Here is a 15598-nt window from a genome sequence, read left to right on the forward strand (position 1 = left end):
CGGCGCAATGGCGCGGTCGGACACCGCACCGGAACCGAGCGCTACGCCTCCCAGTACCGACACACCCGTATCTTGGCCCAACGCGGTGGCATTGTCCGCCACGGCCGTGGCGCCCACGCCCGCTGCCAGTGCGTTGACCCCGGAAGCTCCGTCGTTGGCGTAGTTACCGCCCTGGGTGCCGTTATCGTTCACGCTGTAATAGCGTGTGGTGGCCGCGTCCACAGAGCTGTCGATCTGGTTGAACACCTGCTGGAGCGAGTTGTAGGTGTTACCGCCGTAGGTCACGCTCGTGTTGATCGTGCCGGTGGACGGATCGTAGGTGGTGCCTCCGCCGATGGTCGTGGCGATGCTGTCGCCCAGATTGGTTACCGTGGTCCCCAGTCCGTCCACCGCCTGGTTCGTGGCGAACAGCTGGCTGCCATTGATGGCATCCGTGCTGCTGCCGCTGATACGGCCTGCGGCGACGTTGGTGATGGTCCGTTCCACACCCGCGGCGCCTACGCTGACCGTGCTGGTCGGTGTGATTCCCTGGAACGTGTATGCGGTGCCATTAATGGTCGTACCGGGCGTACCGACGGCCATGTCGGTTGTCGAGCCGGAGCCCAGGGCGACATCGCCTGTATTGTTGGCCATGGCGGTGAAGCCTACTGCTAAGCTACCCACAGCTTTCGCTTCGGCGCCCGCACCGAGAGCAGCTGAGTGGTCGCCGCCAGCTGTGGACGTGTTACCGATGGCCACTGCCGAATCGCCCGACGCGAGACTCGCTCCGCCTACAGCGATCCCGACACGCCCACTCGCCACGGCGGCCGCGCCTCCCGCGAACGACTCGGCGCCAGTTGCCTCTGCCGAAGCGCCAATAGCAGCGCCGTTGTTGTTCGCGATGGAACTCGCTCCGACAGCCATGTTACCCGCCACGAAACCCGCGCGTCGCTGGGTGCTCTGGGGAGTCCAGTTGTCCACGAAGGCCCCGGCCGTGGAGGCCGCCCCGGAGTTCGCGAGGGATCCGATGGCGATGCCGTTAGTCGCGTTGGACGCGGAGTCCACGCCAATGCTCAAGGCGTTATTCTGGGACGCATTCGCTCTCAGACCGATGCCCACCGCGTAGGTGCCCGAGGCACTTACATCGGTGCCTATGCCAATGGCCGACTCCGCCGATGCACCGGCTCCCGCCGTGCGTGGCCCCAGGTAGAGGGCATTGAGCGCTGTCGCATAAGCCTGAAACCCAACCGCTGTCGCATGAGCCCCGAGGCTTTGCGTCCCCAGTCCGATACTGGTCGCACCTTGGCCTGAGGCCACTGCTTGAGCGCCCAACGCGACGGCGGTGCCCAAAGTGACCCTCGCTTGTGAACCGATCGCGATACCGCCCGCCGAATCGGAGGTCACGGTCACATCGGTACCGATGGCAATCGCACTTTCGGCGCGCGCGCCAGTTGCGGTCCCCGTGGTAGGACCGATGTTGATGGCGTTGACCGCGTCTGCCCGGGAATTGAAGCCCATGGCGATCGCATTCAGATTCGTGGCCTTCGAGAGGTAGCCTACGGCGACAGTGCCACCTCCGTTTGAGGCTGCCGAAGCGCCTAATGCTGTCGCGCCATCACCGGCGGCCTGTGCGCCGTAGCCGATGCAGGCGGACGTCCCTGCGTAAGCGTTATAAGGCGGAGGAAGGCAACTCACGCTTTGTGCTTGAGCCGCGAGCGACCAGGCCATCCCTCCGGCGGCAGCCAGCGCACCGAATAAGAACGCCCGCGGCCGTTGCAGACGCACTGCCTGCCCAGAGGTGGCGCTGGCACGTGGACAGCTGGCCAGTTCCGATGCCACGACGAGTTGACCCAACTCGCGGTTCCAGATCTTGCTGTGGATTTTGTTCATACCAGTTCCTGATGCGTGGGGAGATGCACGGAGGAATCAGCCGGTGAGTGGAACGCGCGCGCGCGCCTGCGACACGGCGCATCGCTGCGCCGCGCTCCTGCGCTATCGCGTGGTTGTTCTCCCGGCGTGCGTCCGCAATCGTCAGGCGCGCATAGCTTCAGCGATGCACGTCTGGCAACAGCAGGATTCGGGAAATCAGTCGATCAGGTGTCCGCCGGGCGGCGGCGGATGAAGCATCGCCATGCGACATGAATTGAGTCGCTTCGCGTTCGGCAGCGACGGCCGGCTGGATGGGTACGTATCCATTGCGCTTACTGCTCCCCTGTCATGCTCGCGACCTTCGCGGCGCGTCTACTTTTATAGCTTAAGCACGGCTGAAAACTAAGGCGTCATGGCCGTAACTGCGACGTTCATCACGAAGATTTTCTTGCTTCTTAAGCCAAAGGTATGTTTCGCAATAAGTTACGTTGCGGCGCACCAACGCAGAGGCAAATTCTATATGTCATATTTAACGACAAGTCCATCCCTGTGCACGTGTATTTCGTACGCAAGCCTTCGCCACGACACGACGGCCTCGACGACGACGCGCTCCGCGCCCTCGATTAGCGGCGCCGCTTTGGCCCTTAGTTCCGCGGGAAGTTGCTCGAAGTCGACGAGGTATTCGATCTCCGGCAGCTCGTTGTGCCGAAACTCGATGCTGACCGATCTGCCGAATCCGCTTAGTGCGAGGTCGAACCCACGGTGGACTCGGTATGAGGTCATATCGATCTGGTGCTGGGTCGCCAGGCCTCTACCCGCGTTCACCGACATCACGGCACCCGCGGTGACCATGGCCGCATAGCCCAACCGGCGAAACCCCATCTCGCTCAGGTACGGAAGCACCCAACGAACGCCATAGACAGCGGCGACTGACGCCATGCCGACGACCATCCCCGCCCCCAGAGCGTCCGTCGTGAAGAGGCCGAAGGCCGCATAAAGGCCGAGCTTCGTGAGGTGGACGAGGATCTCGTTGGCCGCGCGCGTGGCGACGATCTGCTCCTTGCTCAAGCCGTAGCGAAGGTAGAAGCGGTTGAACAGTAGCCCCACCGCACCGGTTAGCCCCGAGACGAAGCCGGCGACGAAGCCGAGTTTCATCAGCGTTGCGGAGCCAGCAAGCTTTACTTCTGCCTCGTTCGCGGGTTTGAACAGCAGCGGAAGATTGCCCAGCAGGAACAGCCCGAGGACCGCTTCAAGATAGAGCGGGCTCATATGCTGCAACAACCACACGCCAAGGAGCGCCCCGGGGAGCGAAAACGGAACGAACCAGCGCACCACGCGCCATTCGATGCCTCGGAGGAACAGGCCCAGGCGCGCAAGGCTGCTGATAGTGCTTCCCACCGTCAGCGCCACCGGTACCTGTGCCGCGGCAAGTCCGAGGCCCAGCACCGGCAACAGCAGCAGTCCGGCGCCGCCACCGCTTACGGTACTGATCGCGAACGCGATCGCGCTCGTAAGGAAAAGCAAAGCAAGGAACATCGACGGGCTCGGACGGGAGGGGCGCGTAGGGTGCTCACCCTGGCTTATGACCTCCTTAGCTGCCCTCGCCCCTTTGCCTCTCGTTTATCCCGCTGGGAGCCAACCCCGTCGGGCCGCAGTGCCAGCACGAGTTTGCAAGTTTCCGGGATTCCGGCGCAGGAACACGGCTGCTAAGTTTTTTCGTAATGCATCTTGCAGCCTCAACTATCTCAAGCCGTCACAGAGATATGCATCGATCGGTCTTCCATGAGCCTCATGCGGTCGAGCAGGCTTGCATGGAAGGTCGCCAGGAGGTCGAAGCCATTGTTCCGGTCGAACTCGATCATGCCTTCAATCTTGGATCGCAGATCGATCGGCGTATCGGGTTGTTCGAAGAACAGGCCCGCCGGAAGCGCATTCCCGAGGGCGGTCGCATCCATCGGATCGATCTGCTCGCTGAAGATCATTTCATCGAGGTATTCCTGCAACTGCCGTGGAGTGATCCTAGAGAAGTCGATACGGCTGGATGGTGGTAGCCCTTCCTTTTTCAGAGCGAGCGTAGAGCTCGGCGCTGGCGAAGGCAGCAATTCCTTCGATGCGATGGCCGAAGACGACGAACGTAATGCGACAATTTCCATGCAGGTCTCCTGTGATGACCACCCCAAGAGAGCAAATTTCACGCGCGCTGTTTAGTGGCCTTGCGTGACGAAAGCCACACGCCTTCTGAAATCATAGCCCGCGCATACGCCCTAAAGGTGAGATGAAATCTCGCACCGAAGTCCAGACACAAGCTCTCTGCAATGTTCGTGGTCACGTCGATACCTGTAACGGACGCGGCACGATCATCGGCTATCGCCACACGTGGGATGCGAGTGGGCGTGACGGAGGTAACTTCGACAAGGGCGTTTAACGCGCGCCGGTAGTGACTCGCTTGCCGCGAGCTTTCGGCGCGACCGGTGAGCAAACGCCACCCGACCTGGATTGTCGGATGACGGCGGATCTGCCCAACCTTGTCCACGAGCTGGGCGGCCCGCTGAAGGTGAGCGGTGGATCTCAGTCGTTCAACGTCGTCAACGCACTCCGCGTGCTCGGACGGTGGATGCGCATGGTGACGATTCCCAACCAGTCGTCCGTCCCCAAGGCATGGCAGGAGTTCGACGCGGCGGGCCGTATGAAGCCGTCGCCGTTTTACGATCGGGTGATGGAGTCATGGAAGAATTGATGAAGTTCACCTACCTCGTGCGCGGTCGTTCGGATTACCTCGTTGATCGCTACAGCGAGTGCAAGGGCGCAGCCGAAGCCCGAGCACTGGTCGATGCTGCTCAGCTCGTCGAAAGCTCCGCCATCTCTGCCAAGGCCTGACCCATGAACGCAACCATTTATCACAATCCCGCTTGCGGGACCTCGCGGAACACCTTGGCCCTGCTTCGCCACGCAGGTATCGAGCCTGTCGTGATCGAATACCTGGTCACCCCGCCAGATCGCGCTACCCTGGTGAGGCTAATTGCCGATGCGGGCTTGACGCCGCGCCAGGCGGCTCGCGAAAAAGGCACGCCATTCGTCGAACTGGGCCTGGATCAGCCCGATGTGACAGATGAGCAGATAATCGAAGCGATGCAGACCCATCCCATCCTGATCAATCGCCCCTTTGTCGTGACCGAACGCGGGACGAGGCTCTGCCGGCCATCGGAGACGGTGCTGGAGATCATTCCTCCGCTGTCCTCGCCATTCGTCAAAGAAGACGGTGAAGTCATCTCACCATAATAGGGCCACTTCCTTGCCGCTGGCGAATCGGCACTTGAACATCCACCGGCACGCGAACATCATCGGTGACGGCCCGAAGGCTGATTCTTTGCTGCCGCCATCATCAGGGGAAACCAATATGAGCAAGTCCAGTAGTCGCCGCGCCGTCGTGGCTGTCATGGGTCTCGTCGCGACACTCGCGCTTGCGGGTTGCGCCACCGATGGGGCCGTCGCCCCCGCAACGTCGACCAGCGCGTCGAAGGACGGCAAGGTCAGCTATGAGGCGATCCCGGCGGACAAGGCCAACCAGTTGAAGGAATCGAAGGGACAGCACACGTTTGGTGCGCAGCCCATAGAGAATCCGCCCCCGGTCTATCCGCCAGAACTGGTCTCGGCGAACCTTGCCGCCACGATCCGCGCCAAGGTGATCGTTGACGGCGAAGGCAAAGTGACCGACGTGCGCGACCTCGACACCATGGGTGGCGACCACCACGGCGCATTCTTCGCCGCCGTCCGCGAGGCGACGATGCGCTGGACTTACACGCCGATGACGGTTGTCAAGGACAACGAAGATGCGCGTGGCAAATTCAACCAGACGAAGACGACCCAGCCCTTCAGCCTCGACTATTCGTTCCGTTTTGAACTGAAGGACGGCATGCCGACGGTAACGGCGACGCGCTAAGCGCGTCGGGTTACTGAAGCAGACGATTGATGTCCTCTACGTCCTTCAATGTCGCCGCACCCACCGTGCGCTTCAGCAGCAGCTTGTTGAGGACGAACTGATGGCGTAGCGCGGTGTACTGGCTGCGGATGTCCGCCAACGTCCCGATCGCCACGACGACGTTGGTCAGGCTTTGTATACCGATGTCGTAGCCGGCGCGCATAGAGGACAGCGCCTTCTTCGCGGCTTCCACCGCGTTGCGGGCGTCATTGACCTGGCCGATGCCGGCTTCCACAAGGTTGAAGTAGTTGTACGTGTCACGCGCGGCTTGCCGGCGCACCGTTTCCAGATCGCCCTGGTCGGCGTCGCGCTGGTGGAGCGCCTGGCGGACCTGCGACTGGGTCAGGCCGCCGCTGAAAAGGGGTACCGAGAGCACGAGGCCGACGGTGGTGTTGCCGGGACCATAGCTCGCGGTGCCTGGGAGACGGCTCGACCAGGCACCGGCCTTGTCGTAGCCGACCGCCAGATCGAGCCGGGGCAAATGGCCGGCGCGAGCCGCGTTGATGGAATGCTCGTCCGCACGAACCAGGTGGCTGGCGGCCAGGACGGAGGGATTCTGCTGCATGGCCTGCTGCACCCACGCGTCCGCGTCGTCGGGCGTGGGCCGTTCCATGGGAATGTCGTCGCGCAGGGTCTTCAGCGTTCCCGGCTCCTTTCCCGTCAGCTGCTGCAGCGCCCGGCGCGCATCCTTCACGGCCGTTTCCGCATCGACGCGCGACGACTTGATGAACAGGTAATACGCCTCGGACTGGGAGAGATCGGCCTCCGGGGCCAGGCCCTGTTTGAATTTGATGACGGCCTGGTCGTACTGCTGTTTGTATGCGTCTTCGTACGACTTGAAGACTTCGACCTGGTCCTGGGCGACCAGAACGTTGAAGTAGGCGGTAGTGGTACGCACGAACAGATCCTGCAGTTCGCCTTCGTACGTGGCGTTCTGTGCTTCAGCCGTGAGCTTGGCCTGCCGCTCGCGCGCGAACTTCGACAGGTCGAGCACCGTCTGGTCGAGAGTCAGCGTGAGGTCGCGCTGGCGACTGTGGCCGCTGTTGGTGGGTTCCGTGTTCCCGTTGTTGTCGTTGACGACACCGGAATAGCCAGGATGGAATTGCTGAAGGCTGAGGCCGGCGGACAGCTGTGGCAGCAACGCGGCACGCGCCTGGGGCACGCCTTCCGCCACGACCAGCCGCTGTGCGTCCGCCGTAGCGAGCACGGGATCGTTGGCCACCGCTTCGCGATAGATGTCCAGGAGATCCTCGGCACCGGCCGTTGGCGGCACGCCGCCAGCCATCGCCAGCAGTGCCGCCAGGCAAGTCGTTAGCTTCCACTTCTGCATGTTCGCCCTTATGCGTACGTGTATTGATGGGGCGATTCAGCAAGAAGCGTGCCGCGCAGGGATGGCTATGTATTTTCTCAACCGCACGGCCACGTTGCGAGATCTTGCGATCCGTGTCGCCGCCCGGAGAGGCTGTCCGCGGACGCTGCGCGCGGACACCCTCGGTCACCGTCAGGCAGACCGCATGGCCGCCACGGGAGGGACGGATGCCGCGCGGAGTGCCGGCGCCAGCACGGCGAGCTGGCCCAGAAGCCATAGCGCCGCGGCGCCGATCGGGAAGTACCACAACGGCAGGTGCGGCAGCTCGTAGAACTTCATCAGCGCCACGTTGATACCGAAGGCCAGCGCCATCCCGAGCACGATGCCGATGGTGACGATGAGGAAGTTCTCTAGCTGGAAGTAGCGGAGGATGTCGCCGCTCGTGGCGCCCAGCGCACGGCGGACGCCGATCTGCTTGCGCCGCTGCGCGACCCAGAAGCTTGCAAGGCCGACGATCCCAAGTGCCGTCGTGCCGAGCAATGCGACGACGACACCGACCAGCAGCCCGGCCATGACGCGCGAACCGAGGAAGTACTTGCTGCGCAGTTCGCCGATCGTCTGGCTCTGCGCCTGATCGATCACGGCTTCCGGCGCGGCCTTCCGCACGGCTTCCCTGGCACGGCCCATGACGCCCGGCAGGTCGGCCGGGTCAGCACGGATCAGGTACCTGCCCGCGAATTGCGGACCGGGCTGGGCGGGCACGTAGACCGACCAGTCCGGATCCTTCGCTTCGCCACCGCCCGGTTCCGGAACGGCCAGGTGATCGAGGATGCCGATCACGCGAAAGGTTTCCTCACTCCAGAAGATCTTTCCGAGCGGGTTCTCGCCCGGCCAGAAATGTTCCGCCAGCGCGCGCGTGATCAGCACCGGCGGATTCTTGGGAACGAACGTCGCGACGGGCATGTATTCGTCCTGCGCGGGCATGCGCCCGGACAGCAGGTGCAGGCCGAAGGCTTCCGCCGCGCCCGGGCTTGCAAGGTAGAACTCCACGACACCGCCCAACTGGGCCTTGTCGGGGTCCAGGAACACGCCGGCACGCCCGGCATGCTGGCTGAAGGGCACCGCAGTGACGACGGTGGCCGATTGCACGCCGGCGACACCGCGAAGGCCCGCCAGCACGCGCGCGTTGAGGTCGGTGGCCTGGCCAGGATCGAAGCCATCGAGCTTGATCGTGCCGAGAGCACTTTCGTCGATGCCGCTGACCACGTGCATCGCCTGCACACGCTGCATGATCAGGAAGCAGGCATTGCACAACACCGCGCAGGCCAGAGCGATTTCCAGGGCAATGAGCGCGGTGGCGATACGGTGCTTGCGCAACGCGGCCAGGATGGGCTGGAACTGCATCGTGCTCATCGTCAGATCACCTTCAGTTGCAGCGCGGGTTCGACGAGGCTGGCGCGCAGGGCGGGCAGCATGCCGGCGACGAGGCTTACGCCGACCGAAAGCGCGAAGGTCGTCAGGAACATGGACATGTCGAGATGGATGAAGTCGGCATAAGGCACCGGTTGCCTCCTTACCAGCGCCAGGCCGAGCAAGGTGAGCAACAGGCCGCCTAGACCACCCACGACACCGATGACGCCGGCTTCCACGAGGTACTGCGCGAATACCGTCTTCCGGGTCGCACCCAACGCGCGTCGCAACCCGATTTCACCGCCGCGGCGAAGGAACTTCGCCAGGAGCAACCCGACCACGTTGCACAGGCAAATGACGAGGAACGCGAAGGCCAGCATGGTCTGGAGCTTCACATCGTTCGGAACCACGCCGTTGAAGTCGAGCCATCCCATGAGCGAGCGCATGCGGTTGTTGTCGGCCACCGCGATGCGGCCGAGCCTCTTTTGTTCGGCTGCATAGTCGTCGAGGTAGCGGCGATAGGCCGCCACCTTGCTCGCATCGCCCAGCTGCACCCACAGCGCCACCCACACGCAGGGCGAGTTCTGCAGATGACCGGGGATGGCCGGCATGGCCCAGCAGGTGAATTGCTGGAAGTTGCCGTCGTTGATTTCGAGGGCCGTGTTGAGCGGCGTGATCACGTCCTCCGGCTTGCTGTAGAAGTCCGCCGTGTCTCCATTGGAGAATCGACCACCTCTTACGTCGTAGAACAAAGGCGACGGGCGCCAGGGCGCCAGCACGCCGACGATGCGTACGTCCTTGCCCCGCAGACGCAGCGTGCGGCCTACGCTGTTCTCTCCACCGAACAGCTTTTGGTTGAGATCGGACGAAATCACCGCGACGCGCGTGCGGGCCGCATCGTCGGCGGCGCTCCATCCGTGGCCGAAACGAAACGGCGCGTCGAACATCGCGAAGAAGTCCGACGTGGTGGAGAGCATCGGAAGCATCAGCGGTGGCAATCCGGATTCCGGCGCCTCCAGCTTGACCGGGCTATCGACGACAAGCGCCTGCCTGTCTGCCCGATGCGAACTCCATAGATCGACCGCCGTCCGGTAATCAAGCACATCGAACGGCTCACGACCTTTCGATTCCGGATTGACGTCTACCTGCGGGTAATAGATGTGTTGGCTGCGACCGGGAAGCGGATCGCCGGCCAGGAGGTGCATGACCGTGAGCGTGGTCATGCTAGCCCCGATGCCCACGGCGATCGCCAGCACCATCAGCGCGGTGAGCATCTTGTTGCGCTTCATGTTGCGCAAGGCGAGTTCGACGTAATAACCGACCATGGCTTCGTACCTTCTGAGGAGTGCCAGCCGGGCAATGCCCCCCCGCTCGCGGCGGTCAGGTCCGGTGTGGCGCTTTTTCAAGGTACTTGGTCGGGTCGGCGCTTATATGTGCCACAAGGTCGGGGTCAGAGTCACTCATGACCCTGACTCTTTTTTCCTGCCGCGTCAGTCCGGGATGTTCGGCTCGACCAGCGTTGCCAGCTGCATCAGCGACTCTTGCCAGCCCAGGTAACACGCTTCCGTCGGGATGGCGTCTGGGATGCCTTCCTGCGTCACCGTCAGTTCGGTGCCCACGCTGACCGCCGTCATCGTCACGGTGGTGACCATTTCGCCGGGGAGATTGGGGTCGTCGAACACGTCGGTATAGCGAAGGCGCTTTCCCGGTTCCAGTTCGAGGTATGTGCCGCCGAAGGCGTGGCCGTTACCCGTGGTGAAGTTCGTGAACGACATCTTGAAGGTTCCACCGACCTTCGCGTCCATCTGGTGGACCTTGCACGTGAAGCCGTATGGCGGCAGCCATTTGGCCATGGCATCCGGGTCGGTGAAGGCCCTGAACAGACGCTCGGGCGTAGTGCGCAGGACGCGGTGGAGATTGACGGTACCCATGGTTTCACCTCGTTGTAATGGTAGAGGACAGCCCTCTATTCATTCCGTCGAACGGCCGGAGCCTGTTTCGACATCCTGCGGGCTTTGGGTGCATGTGGCGAAGGCGGTGCCCACGTGGTCCACGAACGCCCGCACTTTAGCGGAATGGCGCCGTTCCTGCGGGCTGATGAGGTGGATCGGCGACGGGCGGGACCAGTCCGGCATCAGCCGCAACACCTCCCCACTGGCGATCTCGCGTTCGAACAGCCAGGTAGGTGTGTAACACACGCCCATGCCTGCGAGCACCGCGGCCCGCACGACTTCGCTGCTGTCGGTTTGCAGGTCGCCGGCGACCATCACCCGTCGTTCCGTGCCGACCGGCTCGGGAGCCCCCGGCCCGGCGACGAAGTGCCACGCGTTGCGCATCTTCGCACCCGTATAGACGATGCAGTTGAGCATCGCGAGGTCTTCCGGAGACCTGGGCGGTTCGATGCCCTTGGGCAGGTTGCGCAGGTACTGGCGATGCGCGAGCACTTCGCGCGATGACATGCCCACGCGGCGGGCCACGAGGCTGCTGTCGGCCAGATCGCCGATGCGCGCCCCGACGTCGATGCCGCTCTCGACGAGGTCGATGTAGCCATCGCTGAGCCTGAGGTCGATCTTCACCTCGGGATGCTTTGCCAGGAAGCTCTGCACCAGCGGCATGAGTTTCAGGCGGCCGAACCCGACCGATGACGCCACCCGCAGCCAACCCTTCAGCTGCTGGTGCCCGCTATCGAGCGCCGCCTCCGCTTCCGCGATCTCGGCGATCAACCGGCGGGCTTGTTCGAAGTACCGCTCGCCCTCTTCGGTGAGCGCCAGCGAACGCGTGGTACGCGCGAGCAGCTTGGCGCCCAGCTCGCGCTCCAGCGCAGCCACCTGTTTGCTCACCCCGCTCTGCGTGCCGCCGGATTCCTTGGCGACGGCGGAGAAACTTCCCGCTTCCACCACGCGAACGAACGTCTGCATGGTCTGCAATTTGTCCACAGTGCGTCCAATCCATTCCCGATTGGACTTAATAATATGCCGCTTTCCGATCTAGTCCAACAGAAAGGAATCAATCAAAGTTCACGCCAACGAGCCATCCAGCCCCCTAAAGGAATCCTTATGAACACCCAAGTCGTCTTGATCACTGGCGCCCTGACCGGCATCGGTCGCGCCACCGCCCTGGCCTTCGCGAAGGAAGGTGCACGCCTGATCGTCACCGGCCGTCGAGAGGAGGCGGGCCAGGCCCTCGCCGCGGAACTGCGTGCCATGGGCAACGAAGCCGAATTCGTCCGCGCCGATGTGCGTCACGAAGCGGATGTCCGCGCCATGGTGGAACAGACCGTCGCCCGATTCGGCCGCCTCGACGTCGCCGTGAACAATGCCGGCACCGAAGGCCAGGTCGGTCCGGTGGCCGACCAGACGGTGGACAACTATGAAGGCACGTTCTCCACCAATGTGCTGGGCACGTTGCTGTCGATGAAGCACGAGATGCGCGCCATGCAGCCACAGGGCAGCGGTGCGATCGTCAACATCTCCTCGGTCGCCGGACACGTCGGCATCGCAGGTGCATCGGTGTACGTCGGCAGCAAGCACGCGGTGGAAGGCATGACGAAGGCCGTCGCGCTGGAAGGCGCCGCTATCGGCGTTCGCGTGAACGCCGTTGCGCCGGGCCCCGTCGCCACCGACATGTTCGACCGGTTCGTCGGTAACGACGAGGCCGCGAAGCAGGGCTTCCTCGCCATGATTCCGGCGAAGCGCGCCGCGACCGTCGATGAAATCGCACAGACCATCGTCTTCCTCGCCAGCGACAAGGCTGCCTACCTCACCGGTCAGATCGTCGCTGTCGATGGCGGCTATTCGGCTCAATAACGAAGGAAAACCACCATGTCACGCATCAACGTTCCGACCCGCGACGACGTTTCCCCCACCAACCAGGCGTTGTTCGACAACCTGGAGAAGGGCGTCGGCATGGTGCCCAACCTGTACGCAACGCTTGCACACTCCGAGCACGCGCTGGGCAGCTATCTCGCCTTGCAGAACGCCAAGAGCAGCATTACCGGCAAGGCACGCGAGGTGGTGAACCTCGTCGTGAGCCAGGTGAACGGCTGTGAATACTGCCTCGCCGCACACACCATGATCGGAAAGATGGGCGGCTTCACCGATGCGCAGGTGCTCGAGATCCGCAGCGGACGCGCCAGCTTCGACCCGAAGCTCGACGCGCTGGCGCAGCTGGTGAAGGCCATGGTGAGCCTGCGCGGCAAGATCGACGACGCGACGCTCGACGCATTCTTCGCCGCCGGCTGGACGAAGGAAAACCTGGTCGATGTCATCGTGACCGTCGGCGACAAGACCATCACCAATTACCTGCATGCGATGACGAAGGTACCGGTGGATTTCCCGGCGGCGCCGGAACTGGCTGCCTGAGCGGCGGGTTGAGCGCGCGGTGGCATCCGTGATCAACCGCGTAGCGAAGCCCACAGGTGCATGCTCGCCAGGCTTCGCCACGGTGTGTATGGAGCCATGAGTCTTGCCGTCTCGACGATGTCGGGACGGTGCGCCAGATTGTGCAGGCGCTGCAGCGCCGTCGCCAGCCCGCTGTCGCCGACGGGCGCCGAGTCACCGAAGCCGATGCGCATGAGCACGTAGCGGGCGGTCCACGTTCCCACGCCGTGCTGGGCCGTGAGCTTCGCTTCCGCTTCCACCGCGGACCCTTGCCAAAGCTCCTCGATCGCAAGCTGGCCCGAGGCGACGGCTTCCGCGGCTGCCAGCAGATACTTCACCTTCGCGCGGGAAAAGCGGTTGGCGGTGAGACTGGACGGATCGAGATCCGCGATGGCTCGCGGGGTCGGATGCACCCGCATCGAACCCACGGGTGTCCCCGCCACCTCGATGAGGTAGCGGCGCAGGCTGCCTGCAAAGGCCAGGTTGATCTGCTGCCCGACGATGGCCCAGCAAAGCGCATCGAACGCGCTGGGTATGAGCGGTACGCGAAGGCCCGCACGGCCGGCGACCAGTGTGGGGTGTATCCGCTCGAATTCCTTCGCGTTCCCTGTGAGGCCCAGTATCTTCAGGGCATCCATGTGCAGCTTTGCAACGCTCCGCCGTCCCAGTCTGCGCGGACTTTCGAGGGTCACCGCCGCGTTCGCCCTGGTCAGGTCGACGTGCAGGATGGCTGGGCCGTCGCCGGTCATGAGCGCCTTGTGGATGCACATCCCATCGACGCGCTCGGCGAGCCCTTCCGGATCGCGGCCCTGATAGGCCAGCACTTCGGCCTTGCGGTAGCCGGGAGGCAAGCGCAGATGGAAGCGATCGCTTTTCAGTGCGCTTACATAGTCGTCCGGAGACATCGCCATGTGGCGCGCGAAGGTCCGCTCGTAGGCCGCGTGGCTCGAGAATCCGGCATCGCCTGCCATACCCTCGCCCGCCTTTCCCTCAACCAGAAAACGCGTGGCGAAGGCGACTCGCTCACGGTCGATCCATGCTGCCGGCGTCAGTTGCGCGTGACGCGCAACGAGGATGCCGACATCCTCTGCACTCATGTTTGCCGCTGCCGCCAGCGCGGACACCGGGGAAGCCGATGCCGGGGACGAAGCCAGCACGGCTCTCAGGTGGTTGAAGACAGCCAGGCCATCGTCGTTTGTCGTTTCGGTCACGGGAAGAACTCGTCCTGTATCGAGGCGCCCTTATGAAAGTTGATGCCGCGTAAGGCCAGGATCGTAGCAGGACGCCCCACAGGCAAGCGCTTCGCCATGAGTGTCTCGATCCCCGTCGTCATTCCCATGCCAAGCATGATCCCGATTACCACCAATACCAGCGCGATCCAATGGCGCCTCATCATGTCGTCTCTCATGGAAAGCAGGAGTTCCTTTCCTCGGCGCACTCCTGGACCATGTCCGCAAGAAGTAGGCAATGCCAGGAACCGCGCCGAGATAGAATCCTAAGAGGCCTGAATCCAGGCTTTCACTCGCAACTGTCTGTAGGTGCCAGGGGTGCCTTCCACAGTGGGAACGACAAGGTCTTACCAAACGCATTGGACGGAAGTTCGACGCAACGATGCACAATCCACGCGACGGTCAACGCCACGCCGAGGGCGACCATCCACGTGATCGTGAAGGAAACACCCTGGTCGATCAGTATCGGCATCAGGACATAGCCGATCATCGAGTGAACGAGGTAGAGCGGAAAGCTGATGTCCGCGAGTAAGTCCAGCACCCTGTTCTTTCGGAACAGGTTTCTGGCCCGGTAGCAGCCCCAGAACAGCAACAAGGCGTACGAATAGTTCCGTGCGAGCGGTCCAAGTAACTCGCCTTCGTAAACCGCGTTGACGCCAAGAAACATGCCAAAGATGAGCACGCCGTAACCCATGGCGGCACGCGTGCTCAGATCGCCGACCAACACGTAGTAGAAGAGGCAGCCAATGAACATAAAGCTGACGAAGCGTACGTCGGATAGCGCGTACGTCAAGGGCGTGGCGGATTCCATACCTTGCGCCGTTACATAGGCACCAACGACAGCGGCGCCGAGCAGGGCGATACCGACGGTCAACACGACATCGGCCTTCCGGCTGATGGCGAAGAGGATCGCGATCAGGGCGTAAAACTTGAGCTCCACGGCCAGCGACCAGCAGACGAAATCCAGCGATGCGATGCCGGCCGAGTTATGCAGGAGCGTGAGGTTCTTGACCACGTAGGCCAGACTCACGCGATCCGGCAAGGGTGTCCCCCAGTACCGCGAGCTGACGACGTACAGTGCCAGGCTGATCAGCACGCAGAACCAATAGACGGGATAGATGCGGAAGAACCGTCGTAACAGGAATGTCGGCGACGACAGATGGCGGATGCCGATCGGGATCACGAACCCGCTGATCAGGAAGAACACAGCGACGCCAAACACGCCATAGAGAAATCCCACCGGTCCCGGTGCCATCACGTGATCGGCGTACGCCGGCTTTTCGGCGACGAACGCCGTCGGCACCCCCACGATGGCGCGTACGGAGGGCGAGAAGAAGATTCCCCAGTAGTGATGGATGACCACCGACAGCGCCGCGATGGCGCGCAGCTGGTGGGCAAATGTGAGCTTCATGCGCGGCGGCGATTACCCGATGGCTATATCGGG

General features: G+C 63.0%; 15 protein-coding genes and 1 pseudogene. 5 read left to right on the forward strand and 11 right to left on the reverse strand.

Annotated features, from left to right (window positions below):
- The 3 genes from VGM71_RS00315 to VGM71_RS00325 all read right to left on the reverse strand — a co-directional run.
- The coding region (locus VGM71_RS00315) for an ESPR-type extended signal peptide-containing protein (protein WP_331541755.1) at positions 1 to 1869 on the reverse strand (1869 nt) is incomplete at its 3' end.
- Between the two features lie 495 nt (positions 1870 to 2364).
- Positions 2365 to 3384 (reverse strand): sulfite exporter TauE/SafE family protein, encoded by a 1020-nt coding sequence (locus tag VGM71_RS00320; protein WP_331541756.1) that lies wholly within the window; start codon positions 3382 to 3384, stop codon positions 2365 to 2367.
- 209 nt (positions 3385 to 3593) lie between these two features.
- Positions 3594 to 4001 carry a hypothetical protein gene (locus tag VGM71_RS00325; RefSeq protein WP_331541757.1) on the reverse strand — a complete coding sequence of 136 codons (408 nt, stop codon included), beginning with the start codon at positions 3999 to 4001 and terminating at the stop codon, positions 3594 to 3596.
- A 395-nt stretch (positions 4002 to 4396) separates the two neighbouring features.
- On the opposite strand from VGM71_RS00325, the pseudogene VGM71_RS00330 reads away from it, so the two are divergent.
- From VGM71_RS00330 to VGM71_RS00340, 3 genes and pseudogenes are all read left to right on the forward strand, one after another.
- Positions 4397 to 4725 (forward strand): annotated as a pseudogene (locus VGM71_RS00330) (arsenical resistance protein ArsH); the annotation flags it as partial.
- Between the two features lie 3 nt (positions 4726 to 4728).
- Positions 4729 to 5127 (forward strand): arsenate reductase (glutaredoxin), encoded by a 399-nt coding sequence (gene arsC / locus VGM71_RS00335; protein WP_331541758.1) that lies wholly within the window; start codon positions 4729 to 4731, stop codon positions 5125 to 5127.
- Between the two features lie 118 nt (positions 5128 to 5245).
- The gene (locus tag VGM71_RS00340; protein WP_331541759.1) at positions 5246 to 5788 is read left to right on the forward strand and encodes a hypothetical protein; all 543 of its coding nucleotides are present in this window, start codon (positions 5246 to 5248) and stop codon (positions 5786 to 5788) included.
- 10 nt (positions 5789 to 5798) lie between these two features.
- On the opposite strand, the gene VGM71_RS00345 is transcribed toward VGM71_RS00340, so the two are convergent.
- The 5 genes from VGM71_RS00345 to VGM71_RS00365 form a co-directional block, all read right to left on the reverse strand.
- Positions 5799 to 7157 carry a TolC family outer membrane protein gene (locus VGM71_RS00345; protein ID WP_331541761.1) on the reverse strand — a complete coding sequence of 453 codons (1359 nt, stop codon included), beginning with the start codon at positions 7155 to 7157 and terminating at the stop codon, positions 5799 to 5801.
- Positions 7158 to 7328: 171 nt separating this feature from the next.
- Positions 7329 to 8540 (reverse strand): ABC transporter permease, encoded by a 1212-nt coding sequence (locus VGM71_RS00350; protein ID WP_331541785.1) that lies wholly within the window; start codon positions 8538 to 8540, stop codon positions 7329 to 7331.
- An 11-nt stretch (positions 8541 to 8551) separates the two neighbouring features.
- Positions 8552 to 9871, reverse strand: coding sequence for an ABC transporter permease (locus VGM71_RS00355; RefSeq protein ID WP_331541762.1), 1320 nt, complete (start codon positions 9869 to 9871; stop codon positions 8552 to 8554).
- A 165-nt stretch (positions 9872 to 10036) separates the two neighbouring features.
- Positions 10037 to 10477, reverse strand: coding sequence for an SRPBCC family protein (locus VGM71_RS00360; protein WP_331541763.1), 441 nt, complete (start codon positions 10475 to 10477; stop codon positions 10037 to 10039).
- Positions 10478 to 10516: 39 nt separating this feature from the next.
- On the reverse strand, positions 10517 to 11464 hold the full coding sequence (locus tag VGM71_RS00365; protein ID WP_331541764.1) for a LysR family transcriptional regulator: 948 nt from the start codon (positions 11462 to 11464) through the stop codon (positions 10517 to 10519).
- 138 nt (positions 11465 to 11602) lie between these two features.
- Here VGM71_RS00365 and VGM71_RS00370 point away from each other — a divergent pair, with 138 nt between their 5' ends.
- Both VGM71_RS00370 and VGM71_RS00375 read left to right on the forward strand, forming a co-directional pair.
- The gene (locus tag VGM71_RS00370; protein ID WP_331541765.1) at positions 11603 to 12352 is read left to right on the forward strand and encodes a glucose 1-dehydrogenase; all 750 of its coding nucleotides are present in this window, start codon (positions 11603 to 11605) and stop codon (positions 12350 to 12352) included.
- Between the two features lie 15 nt (positions 12353 to 12367).
- Positions 12368 to 12907: a carboxymuconolactone decarboxylase family protein gene (locus VGM71_RS00375; protein WP_331541767.1), complete on the forward strand. Its 540-nt coding sequence runs from the start codon at positions 12368 to 12370 to the stop codon at positions 12905 to 12907.
- A gap of 32 nt (positions 12908 to 12939) precedes the next feature.
- Here the strand turns inward: VGM71_RS00375 and VGM71_RS00380 are convergent, their stop codons facing one another.
- The 3 genes from VGM71_RS00380 to VGM71_RS00390 form a co-directional block, all read right to left on the reverse strand.
- Complete coding sequence (locus tag VGM71_RS00380; RefSeq protein WP_331541768.1) at positions 12940 to 14136, reverse strand: helix-turn-helix domain-containing protein; 1197 nt, start codon at positions 14134 to 14136, stop codon at positions 12940 to 12942.
- Positions 14133 to 14333, reverse strand: coding sequence for a hypothetical protein (locus VGM71_RS00385; protein WP_331541769.1), 201 nt, complete (start codon positions 14331 to 14333; stop codon positions 14133 to 14135). Before VGM71_RS00385 ends, VGM71_RS00380 begins: the two co-directional genes overlap by 4 nt.
- A 110-nt stretch (positions 14334 to 14443) precedes the next feature.
- Entirely contained in the window at positions 14444 to 15565 is a 1122-nt protein-coding gene (locus VGM71_RS00390) for an acyltransferase (RefSeq protein WP_331541770.1), read from the reverse strand.
- Positions 15566 to 15598 lie beyond the last annotated feature (33 nt).

It is taken from the genome of Luteibacter sp. (assembly GCF_036499525.1).
Classification (GTDB): Bacteria; Pseudomonadota; Gammaproteobacteria; order Xanthomonadales; family Rhodanobacteraceae; genus Luteibacter.